The organism is Pseudomonas sp. P4_B3 (assembly GCF_056402295.1).
In genome coordinates this window covers 93,187-114,008 of record NZ_JBFUHR010000014.1, presented here as the reverse complement: position 1 = coordinate 114,008, position 20,822 = coordinate 93,187, and the positions used below count along the sequence as shown (strand labels likewise).

Sequence of the window (20,822 nt, the reverse complement as noted above, 5' to 3'; positions counted from 1 at the left end):
CGGAGAATCAAATCAGAGATTTGAGTGATTGACGGTATGCCCCGGCTGCGCGCAGAGATCTATGCCCAAGGCATGAATGACCTTCAGGACCGTATCGAAACGTGGTTTTGCTCCCGGTGCGAAGGCTTTGTAGAGGCTTTCGCGACCCATTCCCGAGTCTTTGGCTATCTGTGACATGCCACGGGCTTTCACCACATAGCCGATAGCGCGAAGAAACTCCTCATTGTCACCGTCTGCCAGTACCTGAGAGAGGTACTCGCTAATGGCTTCATCACTGTCGAGCAGCGCCGCCATGTCGAAAATCGTCAAAGTCTGGCTCATGGTCAAACCTCCTTTGCCATTTTTTTTGCGCGTTTGATATCGGCGGTTTGAGATGACTTGTCACCTCCGGCCAGCAGGACAATGACGACACCACCTCGCATCGTGAAGTAAACCCGGTATCCGGCACCCACGTCTACGCGCATTTCAGAAACGCCATCACCGACAGCCTTGTTGTCGCCAAGATTACCTGCAGAGGTGCGGTCAATGCGACGAGCGATAGCTACTTTGGCTCGCAAATCGCGAACCGAGGCGTGCCATGTTGCGAAAGTAGCGGTTTGCTGAATAAGATAATTCATTGCTCGATCGTATCCAAATGGATACGAGTGAGCCGTCAGACATTTCCGCGTTCAGGCGGGTTTTTTCCGGGATGTTTGTGGCGTCCCCATCGCGAGCAGGCTCGCGATGGGGCCTGTCAGCCGACTCAATTCTCACAAGCGAACGAACCCCGCGATCAGGCCGGCCGGTCGGCCGCCTCGCTTTTGCTTTTGCGGTACACGCCCCCTCATGAGGCCGAGCGCAGGTTCTGCGCAGTGGGCAACCCGGCATGGATGCCGGGTTAGCCGCCGCCGGCCATGGATGGCCGATGGCGGCGGGCCCACGGAGCAGGACCGGAGCGAGGGCATGCCGAGCCACGGCGAGGCACCGAATGTCAGGGGCAAGAGCCTTTGGTTACTTGGGGCTTTTCCAAGTGACCCGCTGTAAAAGCGGAACCGCCAGAGGCCGTTACCGCAGAAACGGATATGTACACCATCAAAACAGATGCGCCCAACACATAGCCATCGCGGGGCCACGCTCCCACAGGGATTGCGGATTACTCCAGAACGGCCCGCGCACGGTGAGGCGCAGCATCGCCCGCAGCGGTATAGGCTACCCGCGGCACACCCGGCAAGCGCTGTTCCAGCAGTGCACTCAAGGACTCTCCCGGTTCCAGGTAGGCATCGCCGAAGTCGGCGCCGAGCTGGTTCGGGTGGGCGACGATTTCCAGCAGTCCGTCGGGTGGCGGCTCAGCGTTGCGCAGATCCACCGGGGTGCACACGTAGTCGGCGGTGGCGCCGGCCAGGTTGCTCAGGCGACGGTTGAGCAGGTCCTTGAACACGCGCTTGGGCAAGCTGAGGTTTTGCCCCAGGTTGCGCGCCAGACGCACCGGCACCCCCTGGCGGGCGGCGAAGCGCGCGACGATCTCGCCGATCGGCCAGATGTTGTGCACGTGCTGATGAGAGTCCAGGTGGCTGGGGCGCAGGCCGTTGTCCAGGCAGCGCTGCCACTGGGCTTCGAGTTCTTCCAGTACGGCGTGGCGATCCCGGTGCCCGAGCCAGAGGCGGGTGCGGGACAGGTTGAGGTCGAACACGCCGGCACTGTCGCAAAACGTCGGGCGTTGCACAATGCTCTGGCTCAATGGACGGCCGTAGGTCAGGTTGAAGTGCAGGCCGATGCGGCCTTCGAGCAATGGATGCCGGGCCATGGCACAGGCCGCTTCGAACGCCGGCATGTTGGCCATGGCGGTGGCGGAGCTGATGAGCCCGGCCTGGAACGCGCCCAGGATCACTGCGTTTTCGCAGGCACTGAGGCCGAAATCGTCAGCGTTGACTATCACTTGCCGGGGCATGTTTACCCTCCTTGAGGTTTTCCGTAGGCGCAGGCCTTTTGACAACAGGTGTTGCGCCGGGCGCCGGGGTGGCGACTGCGGCCGCCGCGCGCCGGGCGCGCCATTGCTGCAATCGGGGTTTGAAGCGTTGCCAGACCCGCAAGGCCAGTCCCAGCACCAGACCGCCTGGACGCCAGGAGTAAAAACTCCAGCGCCAGTGTTCCAGTTGCCCGGTCATGCGTTCGTGCAGTTGATGGCTGGAGTTTTCCAGGCTGACCCGTGACGCATCGATCCACTGCCAGTTGTCTTCCAGGCCCCAGCGAATCCACTCTTCTAGCAGCACCCGGCCGCTGCCCAGGTCAGCATATTGCGGCAGGAACGCCAGGTTGTAGTCGTACAGTCGGCCCTGTTCCAGCAAGCCGAGGCGATAGCTGATGCAGCGCCCCTCCAGCTCCAGCACCACCACGCGCACCAGGCCTCGGACCGCGAGGGCGGTGAAGGCGCGGTACATCCACTGGCGATGGCGCGCATCGGAAAAGATCCCGACCCCTTCGTCGCCTTTCCAGCTCACCGCTTCGACTTCACTGATGTCCTGCAACAGCGGCCCCATGGTCAGGGCGTCGGGGGTGATCCGCCGCACCTGGGCCCCGCACGCGGCGATGCGTTTGCGTGCGCGGCGCAGTTTGTAGCGCGGGTCGCCGGAGACTTCCTGATGGTCGGCTTCGCTGATCAGGTGCACCGGCACCCGACAGCTGAGGCGTTGTTCGGCGGTCGAACTCAGTGCCTGCCACGGTGCCAGGGCTTGCGCCGTGGAGCCGGCCAGTTCGTTGAGTTGCAGCACGGTATGGGGCAGGTGTTGACGGATCTGCGTCAACGCCTTGCGCATAGCGTCGTCGTCCAGCCTCGTCAGCAGTGCGAGGCGGTCGGCGAGGGGATAGCCCAAATGATGCAGGACCCGAAACGGCAAAAGCGCAAAGCGTTCCACGGACGCCACCAGCGGCAGGCACAGCGCCAGTTCGCCACCCTGCCAGCCGAGCAGCACATGCAATTGCTCGCCGGGCTTGAGTGCCAGTTCCGACGCGTATAGCCAGGCCAGTTTGTTGAACGGCGTGTGGTCCGTTACGCGCTGGCGCAATGCTTCGTAAGCCGCTATCGGAAAGTCGTCGGTGCACAGCGAAGTGCGCCATTCGAATCGTGCAGACATAAGATCAGCTCGCCTCGGCGGGAACAGGAGAGGGTGCCGGTTTGCGCAAGGCATCCAGACGTGAACCGCTGTAGCGGGTTTCGCGGAAGAAGCGCCCGCCGAACAGGTGGTAGATGTTCATGATCCGTCCTTGCTCGCGATACCCCATGCGCATGTGCAGCTTGAGCGCGGGAATGTTGTGGGACTCGCAGATATCCACCACTTTGTTGCAGCCCTGATCAGCCATGGCTTTCCACAGGTTCAGCTGGAAATCGACCGACAGCGTGGTGCCCCGGTAGGCAGGAATCTGCTCGAGAGCGAACTCGAAGAACTCACCTGGCTTCACCGGGAACATGCAGCCGTAGTAATGACGGTCGAAATAATCGCGTGTGCTGCCCCAGATAAAGGCCACGGCATCGCCGTTTTCATCCAGGTACATATGCCCGGTGTACCCTTCGCACGCCAACTCGGCCATGGTGCCCACGCGATCGCCGAAGTGTTTGGCGAACGCCACGGCGTTTTGTGGGGTGATGGTTTCCAGTCGCAGCGGTGTATAGGGTCGAAGCTTGTGTGGCGGTACCGGGCTCACCAGATCGCGCTCCATCCACAACAATTCTTCGTGGAAAAATACGTAGTGTTTCCACAACTTGCCGACGGTGGCGCGCAGGCCTTTTTGCTTGATGTGATCACTGAGTTTTTTCAGAGCATTCATGTTTTTGACTCCTGACGGTGTTGACCGTGAGTGGAGTGACTCAATGCGCGACGCATCGTCCACGCGGTAAAAAATCAATGACGTTCATGAGGTGCTCCAGCTGAGGGCAAACAGGGTTTCTCCTGGTAAATCGAAGGTGATGCGACCCTCCAGGCAGTTGAAAGATGCGTCGCGACTGCGGTTGTCGGCGCCGAAATAGCGCAATGATCCCTGGGACAATGGACATTGCGCGCCGGCCAGTCTCACGCGCTGCAAGCGTGAGCCTTTGTTGACGCCCAGCAGGCTGCGTTGGTGCCCGGCAGACATGGCCAGCACGTCAACCTCGAAGGCGTCGTTCTCCAGGCGCATGACATCGCGTAGCCAATGCTTGCGGATGAATTGCTGCGCCAGGCCTACGGGCTTGAGCTCGAATTCATCCTTGCCGAGCACGCGGAACATGCCCTTGGGATACTCAGGTTCGTCGTCGGCCTGGAACCAGCCGAGCATGTCGAGCAAGCCGTCCTGGGAAGCATTGATGATGACCGAGGCCCACCATAACGAGGCGTAGTGGGTTTCCTGATCGTAAGGGCTGAGGCTGGCCCCGCTGGACATGTTGGTCTGGTCCAGCAACAAGGCTTTGCGCGGTCGTCCCTGGGCGTCGAGCCCCACCAGCTCTGCCGCTTTGCGTACGCTATCGCGGTAGACACGGGTCGCCAGCAGGTCGCGGACCATCCATTCGTGCCATGCCAGCGCATCGATCTTGTCGCCGGACTCGGCCAGCAAGCGTCGGGCCCAGTCGATGCCGCGCTTGTCGGCGGCATTGTCGACGAGCGGGCCATTGACGAACCGGGAGCTGGCCGGCATGGCGATGCGGACGCCGGCTTTGGCGTTGTCCGGGTTGCTGCGCACTTGCCAGGCCATGCTGTTGAAGATGCGCTGGTAGCTGGCGTAGTCCGGGTAGTTGAGGTTCGGTTCGTCGGCAAAGCCGATGTAGTGCGTGCCCTTGCCGCCAAGTGCGCGTGTGGCGGCGAGCCAGGCATTGAGGCCGGCGTTGCTGGTGGCGTCGGCGCGCAGGTCGGCCTTGCGCTGACGGCCGGCCAGCAGGGTGATGTCCTGAGTGATGCCGAAGCGATCCTGATACAGCCGGCGGAACACGTCTTCGTAATGCGGCTGCGTCGCCATGATGTCGACCAGGCTGTAATAGGATCCGGCCTGTGGTTGCAGGGCATCGAGCACGGCGAAACTGGAATCCGGCGGTCGCGCATAGGGCAGGGCGATGCCCAGGTTCGGGGTCTTGCCGAGCACGTCGTTGTGCAGCGTCAGCCGGGTCTGGCCTTCGTCTTCGCGCAAGGGTTTGAGCTGTTGCGGGTTCTGCGCGAACAGGTTGGCCGTGCCGTCGAGCCAGAATGCGACCTTGCCGCTACCGCGCAGTTGCAGGCGCCAGACTTGATCGGTGGTTGCAACGGGCAACTCGACTTTGTCGAACTGCCAATAGGCGGGGTAAGGCTCGAGAGACAGTGAAAGCTGTTGGCCGTCACTCACGCGCTGCGCTTGCAACGCGCCGACGCCACCGTGGAATTTACCGGCCAGCACCGCGTGTTCACCGGCCGCGACCTTGAAATACAACTCGTCACCGTCCCGGGGCTCGGCGCTGAAATGCACCTTGGCCGGGGCGAACAGTGCGACGGTGTGGTCGTCGTGCTCAACCGTATAACGGCGGAAGCTGTAGCCAGGAATTTCCAGTCGATAACTGGCGGCGCCCGGCGCCAGCTCCCAGCGTTGGCTACCGCGGGGCTCATTGGCGGCAATCAGTCGTTCGCTCTGGAGTTTGCCCTGGCCGTCGAGCAAGTAGAGGTGTTCTTCGTTGGCTTCAGCCTGCCACACCGGGGCCCAGAGCACGGTCAGGGTGTCGGGGCGGTCCGTTTGCAGGTACAGGCTGCCGTCGCGGATATCGACCCAACGCATAGGCGCAGCTTCGGCGCTCAGCCCGAGGCCAAGACTCACCAGCAATAACAGGTGTTTCATGCCGACTTCCGTTGCAGCATCAGCAGCATCGGCGCGATGTCGCCGGGCAGGACGATGAGCGTTTGCCAGACCGGCACGTGGCTCAACCGGCAATACACCACCAACAGCGCCAGGGTCACGGCCAGGTACGCGATAGAGGACGCCGCTGCTGCGCCGACGATGCCGTAGGTGGGGATCAGCAGCACATTGAGCGCCAGGTTGAGCAGGGCGCTGAGGCCCATCAACAACGAAATCGTGCCGGGCCGGTTTTTGCCCAGCAGGTCCAGGCGCAGAATGCTCATGTAGCACAGCCCGAACAGGCCTGGCAGCAGCGCCAGCAACGCCGGATAGGCAGGCTGATAGGCCTCGCCAAACAGCGTCACGATCAACCATTCACCGACCACTGCCATGCTCAGGCAAGCGCCGAGCATCACCGTGGCGGTCAAGCGCAAGGCCAGTGGCGTGACTTTTTCGATGCCTTCTTCCTGTTGCAGCAGGCGCTTCATCAGCGGCGTGGTCACTGCTTCCGGAACGATCAGCAGCAACTCGGCGGCCGCGCTGGCCATGGCGTAGTGACCCAGCGCCGTGGTGCCGAGCAGGGCGCCGATGAACAGGTAGTCGGAGCGCAGAATCACTTGCTGGAACAGCAGGTCCGGATGACTGCGAGCGCTGTAGCGCAGCAGTTCGTTCTGGCTGGCGCGGTCCCATTGCAGGCTCAGCGGATGCTCGCGCTTGAGCCAGACCCAACCGGCCAGCACCACCAGGCTGATCCCCGTCAGCCAACTGATCAGCGCCGCTTCCAGGGCCGCGCTTTTCCACATCCAGAACAGGGCAAGGAACACCAGCAGCGGCGCCAGCGACTCGATCAGGCGCAAGGCATTGAAGGCGACCACGCCGCCCGAGGCGTTGTGCAAAGTCAGCAAGCCGCTTTTGAGCACGGTCAGCGGCACCGCCAGCAGCAACAGCCAGGCGAGCAGGCCCAATTGCAGGGTGATGTCCAGTTCTCTGCCGAACTCGCGGGTCAGCGCCACCACCAGCAAGGTCAGCAACGCCGCCAGCAGACAACCGAACAGCAGCACCTGGCTGAGCAGCAAGCCCATCGGTCGTTGCTTGGCCGCCTGGTAGCCCACCGCTGAATTCAAGCCGCCGCTGGTGGCAGCGCTGATCAGGTCGGGCAACGTGTTGAGCAAGGCAAACAAGCCCCGTTCGCTGGGGCCGAGAATCCGCGCCAGCAACACGTTACGCAGCAAGCGCAGGGCAATCATCGCCAGTTTGGTGCCCATGCTCAGGGCCAGGTGCCTGAGGTAGTTGTTGCGGCTCATGGGCGTGCCCCGCGGTAGATGCGCCAGGACAGCAACCCGGGATTGCGCGCGGTACGCTGGCTGACGCCGAAGCGTGGCAGGGCCAGTGGGTCTTCGGCCCCTCGATAAATGCCGGTGCCGGTACCCAGGGCAAACGGGAAGTGATGCCTGGCCACCTGTTGGCGCACCCGCGCATCGTTGTCGCCATTGGGGTAGCAGTAAACCGGCAACGGCTGGTTGCAGCCGTGGAGCAGCGCCTCGCGACTGCGGCTCAGTTCTTCATCCAAGCGTTGATCGTCGAGACCGGTGAGGATGGCGTGGCTGGCACCGTGGGGGCCGAAGCGCACCAGGCCGGACGCTTCCAGGTGGCGCACTTGCTGCCAGTCCAGCGCCTGGGGCAACGACTCCTGCGGGCAGTCGTCGGTCAGGCGATTGAGGTCCAGCGGCGACAGGGTTTTCAGGCTCTGCAAAAAGTTCAGCAACGCCAGGCTGCGGCGTTGCTGATCCGGGTCATCGCACAGTGTCGGCAACGGGCGCCCCAGGTGCTGCAAGTGTTCGATCAGCTGCAGACGTGCCTGTTCGCCATGGCTGTTCCACAGGGTTTCGCCGATGCTTTCCCACCAGAAGCGCTGGCGGCTGCCGATGAAATCGGTGGACAGAAAGATGCTCGCCGGCACCTGGTGTTTTTGCAGCAACGGGAAGGCATTCAGCGCGTTGTCGCGCCAGCCGTCGTCGAAGGTCAGCGCCACTTTCGGCCGCTCCGAACGCGGTGCGCCGGGTTGCAGAATGTCCATCAGCGGCACGCAGTCGAAGTGTTTTTTCAACCACACCAGCAAATGTTCAAAGGCCTTTGGCCCGACGCACAGTTCATTGCGATGGGGCAGTTCGGCGGCCTGGTCGCTGGCCAGCACCCGGTGCAGCATCAGGATCACCCCGGCGCCGTGCAGTTGATTGCGCCCGACCGGGGAGTTGAGGTACAGCCAGCCACTGGTGCGTTTTAACAGTTGCTTGATCGCCATGGCACGCGCCTCTCATCGATTTTGCTCGGGGTTCCATTGGGCGTAACGCTGACCGCGCAGGAACTGCCACAGGCCGATGCTCATCCCGGCAAGGGTCACCAGAAGGAATGCGGCCAGGCGAAAGGGTTTGGGCAAGCGGTGTTGCGAATCCAGCAGGCCGGCAATGGCCATCGTGTAACCGAGCAGTTGTGCGATCAGGCTCAGGCGATAAAAGCCGTGATCCTCCCACAGCCAGAAATTGCTCAGCAGCAACGGCAGCAACAGGATCGGCGCCAGCCGCCGGATCAGCTTGTGGCTGATCAAGGCAATCGCATACAGGCCATGGGTCAGCGGATTCATCAGCTCCCGGCGCTGGGCCAGGCTTTGCAAGCCACCCACCGTGACCCGCTGACGACGGCGAAATTGCTTGTCGGCTTCGTCCACGCCCTGGTCGATCACCCGGGCCTGGGGCACGTAGACAATCCGCTTGAACGCGACGGGTGCGCAGGTGCTGATAAAGAAGTCGTCGTTGACCTCCGCCGGCACGTTCTGGAACAACTCGCGGCGCAGGGCGAGCAATGCGCCGTCGGCGGAGACCATGCAGCCGGTGCGATTTTCCACGTAGCGCAGCCAGCCTTCGTAATGCCGATACAGGCTGTCACCCACGCTCAAGCCCTTGCCGGTCACCGGGATCACCATGTGCCCGGCGCAGCCCCCGACCTGCGGGTCGTTGAGCGGTGCGAGCAAATGGCCGAGGGTGTCGGTGGACCATTGGTTGTCGGCGTCGGTGAACACCAGGATCGCGCCGCTGCTGATCGCGACCCCGGCATTGAGCGTCGCCGCCTTGCCCTGGCGGGGCAGATCGAGCACGGTGATGCGCGCGTCATTGACCTTGTGTGCACAGGCCACGGTGTCGTCGGTCGAGCCGTCACTGGCCAGGATAATGTGCAGTGAGCGGGCCTGATAATCCTGGGCCAGCACGGTGCGCAGTTTTTCTTCGATATGCCGCGCTTCGTTGTGCGCGGCAATCACGATGGTCACGTCCATCGGTTGTGCCGGTCCATGGCGCGGTGCCGGGTAAAACGGTGCCAGCAAGGTCAATAACAGGGGATAACCGAGGTAGGCGTAAACCGGTAGCAACAGGCACAACCAGAAAGTGAATTCAGCCACGGGCGGGCCTCCTCGCATTCCAATGACAAAGGCTGAGGATCAATGCGGCGCCCGCCAGGTGCAGGCGCACCCAGTGCAGGCCCCAGAGTTGCAGGGTCAGGAGCGGGTCGCGGTGCCTGGCACTCTGACGCAGGCTCAGTGCCAGGGCAGGCAGGACGGTCAGCAGCAACATCAGCACCGAATGCTGGGGGAAACCGTCGAACAGGGTGGAAATGGCCAGCAAATCGATGACCCAGGTGGCAATCGACAGCAGTGGAAAACGCAGCAAGCGCAGGCTCGGGCCATGGGTGCGCAGCAGTTGCAGATGACTGCCCTGGCGCCACAATTCCTTGCCCATCCATTCCCGCCAACTGCATTCGTAACCCCAATGCAGCGCCACGCTTTGGTTGACCGAGAGCAGCTTGGCACCGGCGTCGGACAGACGCATGGTCAGTTCCTTGTCCTCGCCGGTTGGCAGTTGTTCATTGAAACCACCGACCTTGTCGAACCAGCGACGGCGCATCAGCAGGTTGGGACTGGGCAGCCACTGCGCGACATGCAGCGGCTGCGTGTCGGGGCGCAAGGTGCGGCGCTGCCAGGCGTCGGCGTACCACGGCGCTTCGGCCGGGGTGTGCAGGTCCAGGCCGATGACATCGGCCTGGCCGCCGGACTCGAGGTCGAACAACGGCTTGAGCCAGTTCTCGGGCATCTCGACGTCGGCATCGATAAAGGCCAGCCATTCACCGCTGGCAATCGCCGCTCCGCGATTGCGTAATGCGCCGATGAGCAGGCCGGGCAGGACCAGAACCTGGGCGCCGAACTGCCGGGCAATGTCCGGGCCCTGGTCATCGGAGCCGTTGTCGACCACGATCAACTCGCATTCGACGTTGGCCGCCTCGGCGGCATGTCGTGCCGCTTGCAGGGTCCGGGCGATGTGCCGGGCCTCGTTGTACATCGGGATGATGATGCTGATGCGGTTCATGCCCTGACCTCTTTCAGCTGGGCCTCATTGGCTTTCGTGCGCTGCACGCCGGTCAACGCCAGCATGATCCACAGGTACTTGTGGTTCGGTGCGCTGAGGAACATCAGGAACAATGTCAACGACAGAAAACTCATGCCCAGGTGGGTCATCAGATCGGCCTGATGCCTGTCTCCTCGCAACAGCCAGGTGTGGCGGGCGCGAATCAGGTTGTACAACCCCAGGGCCAGCATGCCGACGAACATCAGGCCGGCGGGAATCCCCAGTTCACTGAAGATTTCCAGGTAGGTGTTGTGGGCGCGGCGGTACAGGTCGTCGGTCTTGCCGCTGACGGAAAAGGTCTTGGCATAACCGGTGGTGGCGTAGTGCAGCGGGAACGTGCCGGGGCCGGTACCCAGCAAGGGATTCTCGGCGATCATGGCGCTGCCGACCACAATGTAGGAGGCGCGACGGCCCAGGGACGCGTCCTGACTCTTGGCCCCGGAGCTGAGGATGCTCAGTGACTGGATGCGCGCCACGTAACTGGCCGGCATCGCATACAGCCCCAGCGCAATCACAATCGTCAGGCCAAGCATGGCAAAGCCCAGGTGGCGTGGACGAATATGTGGCAACTGCGCGCGGTAGTGCCACGTGCCGATCAACAGGCTGAGGAGCAACACCACTAGCCCCGAACGGGATTCAGTCTTGGTCATGCCGGCCAGCAGCACCAGGGCACAGCCCCCCCAGAACAACCGGTGCAGCCGGTTCGGGCTGCGGATCACCAGCAACAGCGCCATGGGCACGGCGAAGGCGATCATCAGGGCAAATTCATTCGGGTCATTGAGCATGCCGGACGCACGGCCTTCGTCCTGGTATTTGGCCGAGAACATCGCCATGGCGCAGGTCACCGCGACACTGACGGCAACCAGTTTGGCGAACATGTCGAGGTTCAACTCACGCCCGACCAGCAGGGTGATGACAAACAGAATCAGGCCGACGCTCAATTCGCGCAGATGGCCCAGGGACATGTCCATGTTGTCGGTGTTCAACAGGCTGAGCATGTACAGCACCATGAACCCGACCAGGAAACGCCAGATACTGCTGCGCAGGCGCTCGGCCGACCGTTGACGAATCGCCAGTTGCAGCATCAGGATCAGCGCCAGCGAAGCCCCGAGGAACTTGGAGCCCGACAACGCGCTGTCCTTGAACAGGCCCTCGAAAGGCAGGATGGCGACAATGCCCAGCAGGCCCCAGGTCGGCTTGCGGTACAGCACCGCGACACCCACCAGGCCCAGCACCGCTCCCGGCGCCAGATACGGATAAGGGCTGGCCAGCAATCCGAGGCAGACCAGGCCGAGCAAACTGACGATCGAGAGCGGAACAATCACGCGCGTGCCTCCCGTGCAGTCCGGATGTAAAGCTGCGACCAGCGTTCGGCCAGGACCTTGAGGTCGTAGCGATCCCGTTGCGTATGTTTTGCGTTGTCAATCAACTCGCCGGCCAGGGCCGGGTCACCCAGCAGCGCGCCGATCTGGCGGGCGAGGGCGGTGCTGTCGGTGGGCGCGGCCAGCAGGCCGTTGTAGCGGTCCTGCAAGACATCGGGAATCCCGCCGACGCCGAAGGCCACCACCGGCACCCCGGCCTGCATCGCTTCGAGCAGAATCATGGGCGTGCCTTCGGTGCGCGAGCTGATCACCAACGCATCGAGTTGCCGCCACCAGGCGCGCATGTCGGTCTGGTAGCCCGGCAGCGTGATGCGCGCCTGCAATCCGGCTTCGTCTATGCGCGTCTGCAGGCTTTCGCGCTCCGGCCCGTCGCCGAGCATCACCGCGTCCAGTTGCGGGTACTGCTGACACAACGGGATCAGCGCATCGAGAAACAGGTCAGGGCCTTTTTCGCTACTCAGGCGCCCGACGTAGCCGGCCAGCCAGCGTTGACGCTCGCCACTGTGCGGCGGCAAGTCGTGGGCCGCCGGCAGGCCGTTGGGGATCACCTGCAACTTGTCCGTGCGCACATTGGCCTGGCGGTGCAGCGCCGCAATGCTTTCGGCAACACACACCACCCGGTTCACCGAGGCCGTGCGGCACAGTTGCAGGCTCAGCCAGGTGTAGAACTTCTGCTTGCGACTGCGCGGGGTGAAGCCGTGCTGGGTGATGACCAGTGGCAGGCGCAACAGCGTGGCGCCGAGCCAGCCGAACAACAGGCCCTTGAAGTTGTGCGTATTGATCAGTGGCCGCTGGTCCCGTCGCTGGCGCAAATGCCCCAGCAATGCGCCCAGGCCTGCACAGCCGAGGCAATCGACACCGGCCTGGCGAAATCGCGCGATCAGTTCTGGCGGCGCATCGAGAAACAGCACCTGGTGCTGCCCCGGCGTCGCCAGGCAATGATCCAGCAGCATCCGCTCGGCGCCATAGAAGCCGCCACTGCTGAGCAAATGAATGATCGGCAGGTCGTGGGCGGTGCCGAGCGGCGCGTTCAATTGCGCACCCAATGCACGAGGGCCGGTACGCTCCAGTTCTTGTGCGGGTTGTTCGGCAGGGTGCTTTGATCATTGATCACCAGCAGCACCGGCAAGCCCAGTTCATGGGTGATTTGCGCAGGGTGCTTGAAGCGGTGGTCGAAGAACTCACGTACATAGACCAGGGCAATCGCCAGCAGCAAACCGGTGAACAGCCCGAACGGAATGATCAGCATCGGCTTGGGGAACGCCGCTTCGGTCGGTTCGAACGGCGGGCTGAGTACCCGTGCGTTGGACAGGTCGTTGTCCAGCGCGCGTGCGGTGCTGCTTTCGGCGAAGCGCTGGGCATAGGTGGCGAACGCCTTGTGCAGCGCGTTGATCTCGGTGTCCATCTGCCGCAGCTTGCTCCGGGTTTCCTGCAACTGATGGATGCGATTCTTGAACTCGGTAATGCGCGCGGTTTTCTGGTCGATGACCGAGCTGATCGTCGCCAGGTCGCTGGTGCGCTCCTGAATCCGGTTGCTGACAATCTTCAGGAATTGCCCACGGGCCTGGATGATTTGCTCGCGGGCCATTTGCATCGGATCACTGCCGGGCTGCAAGACCGCCAGGTCGTCCATGTAGTGGCTGACCAGGGTCGTCAGTCGCTCACCCAGTTGCTTGATCTCGCGGTCTTCGAAAGCGACGCTGTCGACGGTGGTGGTGAAGGTGTAGGGGAAGGTGTAGTCGTTGAATCTGGCATTGTTGGCGGTCGCCAGGCTGGTTTTCAGGTAATCGAGCCAGCGTTGGCTTTGCAGCAGTCGGTCCTGATACAGGTTGAGCGCCTGTTCCTCGGTGTTGATCGCGTTGAGACGGAACGTGATTTCTTCCTTGGGGTCGGACGAACCGATGCTTTCGAGCAAGGCCAGGCGATTGGCTTCCAGGCCATCGAGACGCACCTGGTACTGCAATTTCTTGGTCTCGTAGAAACTCTGCGGCAGGTCGATCGATTGCATTTCCTGGCGGGTGACCAGGTAGTTTTGCAGCAGGGCAGTGACGAATCGGGTGCCCTGGGCCGGGTCAGGGAAGTGGTAGACGATCGAGATCACGTTGGAGCCCGGCAAGGTTTCAACCTTGAGGGCAGCGGACGCTTGTTGCGTGAGGGCATCGAGCAGGGTGTCGCGTACCGGATCGGTCTGCAGCCCGAGCAGGCTGCGAACCGGGTTGATCACGTGTTCGCGAACGGGATTGATCACAAACCGTTTGAGCGGCTGCACCAGCAGTTTGTTGAAGGCGCTCACGGGCTGCGTGTACTCACCCTTTTCGCGCAACTGGCCGATGGTCTGGCGGATCAAGGCCGGCGAACGCAGGATATTGCTCTCGGTCTCCATGTCGGCCAGCGACGGCGGGATGAAGGAAGCGTTTTCCTGAGTGAGGGTGCTGGTGGCATCCCCCTGGGAGATTTTCTTGGACTGCACGATCACCTGGGCGGTGATATCGAAACTCTGCTTGAGCAACAGCGGCAAGACCACGGCGATCACGGCAAAGATCAGGAAGACTCGCTTCACCAACTGCTTGTTGGCGAAGAAGATCCTGAAGAACTCATGCAGGTAGTTTTCCTTTGGATTCATGTGGGTACCTGAGAGTTAGTTGCTGCTGTCGTCTTTGTTGTCGACGCGGTAGCTGAAGCTGAGGCCCATGCCCTGGAACAACACGACGTCCGCCAGTTGCCGCACGAGCTCACCGGTGCTGGCCAGCTTGGTCTTCGGCACGTACAGCATGTCGTCCGCTTGCAGGTAGGCGATCTGGGTGGCGTCGCCGGACAAGGCTTTTTCCACGTCGTAACGATGCGCGACCACCTGGTTGCCGTTGCGCCGCATGATCATCACCGAGTCCAGGCGTGCCTTGGCGTTGGAACCGCGGGCCATGGTCAGGGCTTCGAGCACCGACACCGGGCGGCGGATCGGATAGGAGCCCGGCTGGCCGACTTCACCCAGTACATAGATTTCGTTGCCGGCGGTGGACTTGAGCAGCACGTCCACGGTCATGCGCCCCGGCAGGGTGGCATAGCGATTATTCAGGTAGGCCTCCAGCTGGTTGATGGTCATGCCTTGCAGCGGCACGGCACCGATTTCCGGGAAGCTGGCGTAGCCGTCGCTGCCCACGGTGATTTCCCGGCTCATGCCGGTGGCGGGGTGGTTGAGCACGGACTTGAGGTTCCATTCACTGGCCAGCGGGTTCACCACCATCACTGACAGCTGATTGCGGTTGGGCTGGAACAGCTGTTTGCGATCGTAGGCGCGCTGAATCGCGTCCCGTGCTTCATCGCGGGTCATGCCCTCGATTTTCACCGTGGTGTGGGCCCCCGGCAGTTCGATGGTGCCATCGGGCAGCACCAACTGGTTGCCGTTGAACTGGCTGGCGGCGGTGAAGTTCAGCGCGATCGTGTCCCCGGACTGCACGCGATAGGCGGCCGAGCCACTGGTGCTGATGTGGAAGATCACGTCCAGCACATCCTGTGGGCGCAGGGTCTGCTCGACCTTGGGCACGTCGGTTGCCTGGGCGTTGGCCGGTGGGGCTGTGAGGATTTGCACCGGCATGCTTTGTGATTCGTCGGAGGAAGTGCTGGAGCAACCTGCAAGGGGCAGCAACAACAGGACAAGCATCTTGGCGTTCATGGCGTCATCCTTGTTTGACTGCTCACAGGTTTTTGTACAGCCATTCGGGCATGTAGTACTTGCGTCGGTTGAACACGCTGCCGACCAGCTTCGCTCCCGCCTGGCTCAAGCGCTTGGCCGCGGCCTGGGCCACTTCCCAGCGGGTGTCTTCCGCGGGCACGACCAGGACCACACCGTCCACCTGGGTGCTGATGACCAGGGAGTCGGAGGCCGAATACACCGCGTCGCCGTCGATCACCACGAAGCGGTAGCGGATGCCGAGTTGATCGAGCAGCGGGCTCAGGCGCTCGGGTGTCAGGTGCTCGTTGCCACGGAAGTATCGGCCGAATGGCAGAACGTGAAAGGGCAGGCTGGAGACGTCCACCACGCAGTCCTGCAACAAGGGCGGGCTCTGGGTGTTGAACATCAAGTCGCGAAACCCCCGTTCCTTGCTCAGCCCCAACTGTTGCGTGAGGTTGGTCGCCGACTGGCTGGCATCCACCAGCAGCACCAGGCCGCTGCTCATCTTCGCCAGTTGACTGGCCAGCGCCAGGGCGCTGGTGGTGGTGCCAGCGCCGGGGTTGGCGGCGGTCAGGAACAGGGTCCGCAGGTTCTGGTCGAGTACGGTCGATGTCAGGTTGGACTCGCTCGGGCTGGCAATGCTGAGGCTTTTAGCCGTTGAACCGTCCATTTAACTTGCTCCGTGACCGCTGAACACTTTGAAAGGGGTTTTCAGCAGAATCTTCAAATCAAGCAGCAGGCTCTGCTGGGCGATGTAGGTGAGGTCCAATTCAACGCGCTGGTCGAAGTCGATATTGCTGCGCCCGGAGATTTGCCACAGGCCGGTCATGCCGGGGTAGATGCTCAGGCGCGCGAGGTGCTTGTCCTCGTAGCGGTAGGCGTTGAACGAAGTCGGCCTGGGGCCTACCAGGCGCATGTCGCCGGTCACCACGTTGAGCAGGTTCGGCAGCTCGTCGAGACTGGTGCGTCGCAGAAAACTGCCGATACCGGTGATGCGCGGGTCCTTGTCGATCTTGAAGTCGATGGCGTCGGCGCCGTGCTTGTTCAGGTGCCGCAGGGACTCCTTGAGCTCCTCGGCGTTGACGACCATGGTGCGGAATTTGTACATGCCGAACAGGCGGCCGCGGTAGCCGGTGCGTTTCTGCACGAACATCACCGGCCCCGGGCTGGTCAGTTTGATGGCCAGCGCCAACCCCAGCAGCACCGGGGAAATCAGCACCAGGACCAGCAGTGCGCCGAAGCCGGCCAGGACGCGGTTGGTGCGCGACAGGGTCCACGGCCGGCCACCTTCGCGACCGGTTATCCAGCCACAACCCTGCATGTGGATGGCGGCATCCATGCGCTTGCGTTGCTCGGGGTCCAGGCGCTTGTCCCTACGCATATTGCTGAGTGGCACACTTTTTTCGTGTTCAGACATAGATTCTCCGCAGAGTTAAGCCGTGTGCGGCATGGGCGACGCAGTCAGTCGTAAGTGCGGGACCAGGCAACGAAGCGCCCCGGTCCCTCATCGGGCACCCATAAAACCGGCTGCTGCGGTGACGAGAATCTTCATGGATGGACGGCCTCGGGCACGATGCGGCGCAAGCCAATGCCGCTGTAATGCAGGCCGGCGGCTGCCACCTGTTCCGGGCTGTAGAGATTGCGTCCGTCCACGATCACCCGTTTACGCAGTTTGCTTGCCAGCATGTCGAAGTCGACCACGCGGAAGTTCTTCCACTCGGTGCAGATCACCAGGGCATCGGCGTCTTCGAGCGTGTCATCGCGGGTGGCGCACAGGTGCAGGTCGTCGCGGTAGCCGTAAAGGCGCCGGCATTCGGACATGGCTTCCGGGTCGTAGGCCTGCACACTCGCGCCTTCGGCCCAGAGTGCTTCCATCAGGTAGCGGCTGGGTGCTTCGCGCATGTCATCGGTGTTGGGTTTGAACGCCAGGCCCCACACGGCGATGGATTTGCCGGCCAGTCCGCCGGGAAATTGCGCCTTGAGTTTGCTGAACAGAATATGCCGCTGGTGGTCGTTGACGTCGGTCACGCTACGCAGCAACTTCAGAGGCATTCCGGCGTGTTCGGCGGTGTGCAGCAGGGCGCGCAGGTCCTTGGGGAAGCATGAACCGCCGAAGCCGCAACCGGGGTAGATGAAGTGGTAACCGATGCGCGGGTCCGAGCCGATGCCTTTGCGCACGGCTTCGATATCAGCCCCCAGCAACTCGGTGAGGTTGGCCAGTTCGTTCATGAAGCTGATGCGCGTGGCCAGCATCGCGTTCGCCGCGTACTTGGTCAGCTCGGCGCTACGGTTGTCCATGAACATCAATTTGTCGTGGTTGCGGCAGAACGGCGCGTAGAGCTCGGTCATCTGGCTGCGGGCTTCATCGTCTGCGGTGCCGACGATGATTCGGTCCGGGCGCATGCAATCGGCCAGGGCACTGCCTTCCTTGAGGAACTCCGGGTTGGACACCACCCGTACCTTCAGCGAACCTTTGCCGCGACGCTGCAACTCTTCGACGGCAGTGGCGCTGACCTGATCCGCCGTGCCGACCGGCACCGTGGACTTGATGATCAGGGTGCGGTCGGTCTCCATGAAACTGGCGATCTGCCGGGCCACGTTCAGCACATGGCTGAGGTCGGCTGAACCGTCTTCGTCGGCGGGTGTACCGACGGCGATGAAAATCAGCTCGGCGTGCTCCACCGCATCGCTGGCCTGGGTGGTGAAGAACAGACGACCGGCCTTGATGTTTTCTTCAAGAGTGCCGGACAGCCCCGGCTCACTGATCGGTGGCACGGCCTGTTGCAGTTGCCGGATCTTGTTCGGATCGATGTCGACACACAGAACGCGGTGTCCGACATCGGCCAGTGCCGCTGCTTGTATCAGGCCAACATAGCCCGTACCAAATACGCTCACGTCCATATTAGCGTGCCTCGTAAGACGGTGGAGAGTTGCAAAACAAGACGGTCAAAAGGGGTATAGACCAGCCTCGGCAAACCGTGTCAGCAAACCGGTATGTAAAAGGGGCAAGACACCCCCAAATGTGGGGGCGATTGCCATCAAAGTCGCACCACTGTTGGGTTTTCCGCCGATTTTGGCTGTTTGGTGAAAATCTCGAGAAAGCGACAGGCGGTCGTAAGCCTTGAAATACAAGGGTTGTAGCTGCTAAGTGTGTCAGGTTTGAGTCGCGGGCTTGATGACAATTTTTAACAGAGTCCGGCAGTTATCACGCACGGCAGGCGTAATGCCGGCGTTAAAAAAATGTCCAACAATCTATTGCTCAAGTGCCTGTCGAGTCATAGCAAATTGCGTGGTTTTTCATTGACCTTGCCGGCTTCGCCAGGCACCCGGCGCGCACCCCAGCCAGCGCAGGCATGCACGGTTGAAGCTTTGCACATCGCTGTAGCCCAGACGGTCGGAAATCTCCACCAGTTCCAGGTCGGTCCCCTGCAGAAAGTCTTCGGCGCGGTAGCGGCGGTATTCGTCGAGCAACTCTGAAAAACTCCAGCCCAACGCCTTCAAGCGTCGGGCGGCGGTGCGCTCGAGCAAATGCTGGGTGGTACAGAATTGCTGCCAGCTGGCCTCGGCGAGGTCGACGATCAAATGGTCGCAGACTTGCTCCAGCAAGGTCGGTTCGCTGTTGCGTCGGGTCTGCTCCAGCAGCTCGACCAGCGTGTGTTCCAGTTCATGATTGCCCGGCGTCAACGGGATCACGAACAGCTGTGGATCGAGGCGGATCGAGTGCTGCGCCTGCCCCCATTGCACCGGTGCGCGAAAAGCTTGTTCATGTTCCTGCGGGTTGGCCGTGCAGGCACCGGCCAGCCCGACGCCCAGAACCGGATCACGCTCCAGGCCGCTGGCGAGGAATTTGCGCCGCAACATGCTGCACAGGCTGATGAGGATGTAATCGGCGGTTGACGCGCTGGTTTTCACGCTGCCGCGGTCGAGCAGGTGCAATTCGACGCTGTCGTCGCCGCGCACGATCCGGGCCTGGAAGTGCCCGTTGAAAAACGGAAAGAAACGCACGAAATACTGGCAGGCGCTGTCCAGTGAGTCGGCCACGTCGAACAGGTACGTCAGGCCGTTGGTGGCGGTGGAAACGAATCGCCGACCGGCCGCCAGGCCAATCAGCGGGTCGCCGGTCTGTTCCAGGGCAAACGCCCAGAAGCGCCGCGACATGAACAGCGGAATGCGCATGAATGGCGTGCGCAACTCGAACAGGCTGCGTCGCAACAGGCCTTCGATGCGTTCCCGGTCCACACCGCGGGCCAGCAACTCTTCGATGGCCGGCAACAGGGTCGGCGCGTAGAACGCGTTGGGTATTGATTGGTCGTGCAGCGGCTGATCGCTTTTTGTCATGTAGGGCTCACAGCTTGTTCCTGAACACTGGTCAGGCTGGCCGACGTTAAGCGATTTGCCGGAGCAAGACCATGCTTGATTTACGCCAGCTCGATTTGAACGTGTTGCTCGCCTTCGATGCGATTTACCAGCAGCGCAGGGTCACTCGTGCCGCCGGGATTTATGCAACTTCTTGAGGGGCCTGGTTCGACGCCAGCAAGCGCCGGTCGACCGTCAACACCGCATCGACCATCGCCAGCGCGGCCGGTGTCAGGGAGTGGCCGGCGCGGCTGACGATGCCGTAGTGCAATTGCAGGCCGGGATCCTCCTTGGGTACATCGGCAAACTCCAGCAGGCGGACCAGACCCTGGTCGACCAGTTCGGCCAAGGCCTCCACGGTGGCGATGCCCACAGCGTCGGAGCGCATCACCACGCGGCGGATGGCGTCGAACTGCGCGCATTCCACGCTCGGATTGAAGTCCGCCTCGCCCTGCACGTCGGCGAGGATCTTGCGGATCGTCGGCGGTATTCGCGTGCCGACCACCGCGTAGTCAAGCAGGGCGCGCAGGGACAGATTCTGCTGCTGCGCCAGGGGATGACCGACACGGCAAAAGAACCACCCGCGCCGGGGGCGCAACAGCTGTACCTGGTATTGCGGGTCGCCGGTGAAGTACCGCGCGTCGGCTACGAGGAATTCGATCTGCTGTTCACGAAGCCAGACCGCCAGTTGTTCCCAGTCGCCCTGGTGGAAACTGATGCGGATCGCCGGATGAGCCTGAATGAACTCCGCCAGCGCTTCGGGCACCAGCACCTGGGCCGGATATGGGCCGCAGCCGAAGCGCAGCTCGCCACCGGTCAGGCCGTTGTATTGCGTCAGTTCGTTGTGCAGGGCCTGGCTGCCAGCGAGCAGGCGCCGGGCATGTTGCAGCACCAGTTCGCCTTGACCGGTCAGGCGGAATTCGCGGCTGCTGCGTTCCACCAGCGCGCAGTCGAGGTCGCGCTCCAGGGTCTGGATGCTGCGACTGAAGGCCGGTTGGCTGAGATTGATCGCCTCGGCGGCACGCCCGAAGTTGCGGTAATCGGCCAGGGCGACAAGGTGGCGGAGCTGTCGTAGGTCCATCATGCGTCTCCTGCATTCAGTGGATACTTTTAATGCATTGGATCGATAGCACAGAGGCTGGCATAAGTACACGCCTGTCC

19 protein-coding genes are annotated in these 20,822 nt (G+C 62.2%); all 19 read right to left on the bottom strand.

Features of this window, described 5'->3' with window-relative positions; genetic code table 11:
* Positions 1–12 precede the first annotated feature (12 nt).
* Positions 13–321 (bottom strand): addiction module antidote protein, encoded by a 309-nt coding sequence (locus tag AC1DWG_RS17700; protein ID WP_477764906.1) that lies wholly within the window; start codon positions 319–321, stop codon positions 13–15.
* Between the two features lie 2 nt (positions 322–323).
* Positions 324–617, bottom strand: coding sequence for a type II toxin-antitoxin system RelE/ParE family toxin (locus tag AC1DWG_RS17695; protein WP_477764905.1), 294 nt, complete (start codon positions 615–617; stop codon positions 324–326).
* 515 nt (positions 618–1,132) lie between these two features.
* The gene (locus tag AC1DWG_RS17690; RefSeq protein ID WP_477788099.1) at positions 1,133–1,927 is read right to left on the bottom strand and encodes a ChbG/HpnK family deacetylase; all 795 of its coding nucleotides are present in this window, start codon (positions 1,925–1,927) and stop codon (positions 1,133–1,135) included.
* Entirely contained in the window at positions 1,899–3,110 is a 1,212-nt protein-coding gene (locus AC1DWG_RS17685) for a GNAT family N-acetyltransferase (protein ID WP_477788098.1), read from the bottom strand. The genes AC1DWG_RS17690 and AC1DWG_RS17685 overlap by 29 nt, the downstream gene beginning before the upstream one ends.
* 4 nt (positions 3,111–3,114) lie before the next feature.
* Positions 3,115–3,801: an N-acetyltransferase gene (locus tag AC1DWG_RS17680; protein WP_477788097.1), complete on the bottom strand. Its 687-nt coding sequence runs from the start codon at positions 3,799–3,801 to the stop codon at positions 3,115–3,117.
* An 84-nt stretch (positions 3,802–3,885) separates the two neighbouring features.
* Positions 3,886–5,805: a hypothetical protein gene (locus AC1DWG_RS17675; RefSeq protein WP_477764901.1), complete on the bottom strand. Its 1,920-nt coding sequence runs from the start codon at positions 5,803–5,805 to the stop codon at positions 3,886–3,888.
* Positions 5,802–7,106 (bottom strand): lipopolysaccharide biosynthesis protein, encoded by a 1,305-nt coding sequence (locus AC1DWG_RS17670; protein ID WP_477764900.1) that lies wholly within the window; start codon positions 7,104–7,106, stop codon positions 5,802–5,804. The genes AC1DWG_RS17675 and AC1DWG_RS17670 overlap by 4 nt, the downstream gene beginning before the upstream one ends.
* Complete coding sequence (locus AC1DWG_RS17665) at positions 7,103–8,104, bottom strand: polysaccharide deacetylase family protein (RefSeq protein WP_477764899.1); 1,002 nt, start codon at positions 8,102–8,104, stop codon at positions 7,103–7,105. The genes AC1DWG_RS17670 and AC1DWG_RS17665 overlap by 4 nt, the downstream gene beginning before the upstream one ends.
* A gap of 12 nt (positions 8,105–8,116) precedes the next feature.
* The gene (locus AC1DWG_RS17660) at positions 8,117–9,253 is read right to left on the bottom strand and encodes a glycosyltransferase (protein ID WP_477788096.1); all 1,137 of its coding nucleotides are present in this window, start codon (positions 9,251–9,253) and stop codon (positions 8,117–8,119) included.
* A complete protein-coding gene (locus tag AC1DWG_RS17655; RefSeq protein WP_477788095.1) occupies positions 9,246–10,214 on the bottom strand; it encodes a glycosyltransferase in 969 nt (322 codons plus the stop codon). Before AC1DWG_RS17655 ends, AC1DWG_RS17660 begins: the two co-directional genes overlap by 8 nt.
* On the bottom strand, positions 10,211–11,578 hold the full coding sequence (locus AC1DWG_RS17650) for an O-antigen ligase family protein (protein ID WP_477788094.1): 1,368 nt from the start codon (positions 11,576–11,578) through the stop codon (positions 10,211–10,213). Before AC1DWG_RS17650 ends, AC1DWG_RS17655 begins: the two co-directional genes overlap by 4 nt.
* Positions 11,575–12,669 (bottom strand): glycosyltransferase family 4 protein, encoded by a 1,095-nt coding sequence (locus AC1DWG_RS17645; RefSeq protein WP_477764895.1) that lies wholly within the window; start codon positions 12,667–12,669, stop codon positions 11,575–11,577. Before AC1DWG_RS17645 ends, AC1DWG_RS17650 begins: the two co-directional genes overlap by 4 nt.
* Entirely contained in the window at positions 12,666–14,258 is a 1,593-nt protein-coding gene (locus AC1DWG_RS17640) for a GumC family protein (protein WP_477788093.1), read from the bottom strand. The genes AC1DWG_RS17645 and AC1DWG_RS17640 overlap by 4 nt, the downstream gene beginning before the upstream one ends.
* Before the next feature lie 15 nt (positions 14,259–14,273).
* Entirely contained in the window at positions 14,274–15,305 is a 1,032-nt protein-coding gene (locus AC1DWG_RS17635; RefSeq protein ID WP_477764893.1) for a polysaccharide biosynthesis/export family protein, read from the bottom strand.
* 22 nt (positions 15,306–15,327) lie between these two features.
* The gene (locus AC1DWG_RS17630) at positions 15,328–15,975 is read right to left on the bottom strand and encodes a CpsD/CapB family tyrosine-protein kinase (RefSeq protein ID WP_477764892.1); all 648 of its coding nucleotides are present in this window, start codon (positions 15,973–15,975) and stop codon (positions 15,328–15,330) included.
* A complete protein-coding gene (locus AC1DWG_RS17625; protein WP_477764891.1) occupies positions 15,976–16,722 on the bottom strand; it encodes a sugar transferase in 747 nt (248 codons plus the stop codon).
* Between the two features lie 131 nt (positions 16,723–16,853).
* Entirely contained in the window at positions 16,854–18,206 is a 1,353-nt protein-coding gene (locus tag AC1DWG_RS17620; RefSeq protein WP_477764890.1) for a UDP-glucose dehydrogenase family protein, read from the bottom strand.
* 396 nt (positions 18,207–18,602) lie between these two features.
* Positions 18,603–19,643: an AraC family transcriptional regulator gene (locus AC1DWG_RS17615; protein ID WP_477764889.1), complete on the bottom strand. Its 1,041-nt coding sequence runs from the start codon at positions 19,641–19,643 to the stop codon at positions 18,603–18,605.
* Between the two features lie 160 nt (positions 19,644–19,803).
* Complete coding sequence (locus AC1DWG_RS17610) at positions 19,804–20,742, bottom strand: LysR family transcriptional regulator (protein WP_477754188.1); 939 nt, start codon at positions 20,740–20,742, stop codon at positions 19,804–19,806.
* Between the last annotated feature and the right edge of the window lie 80 nt (positions 20,743–20,822).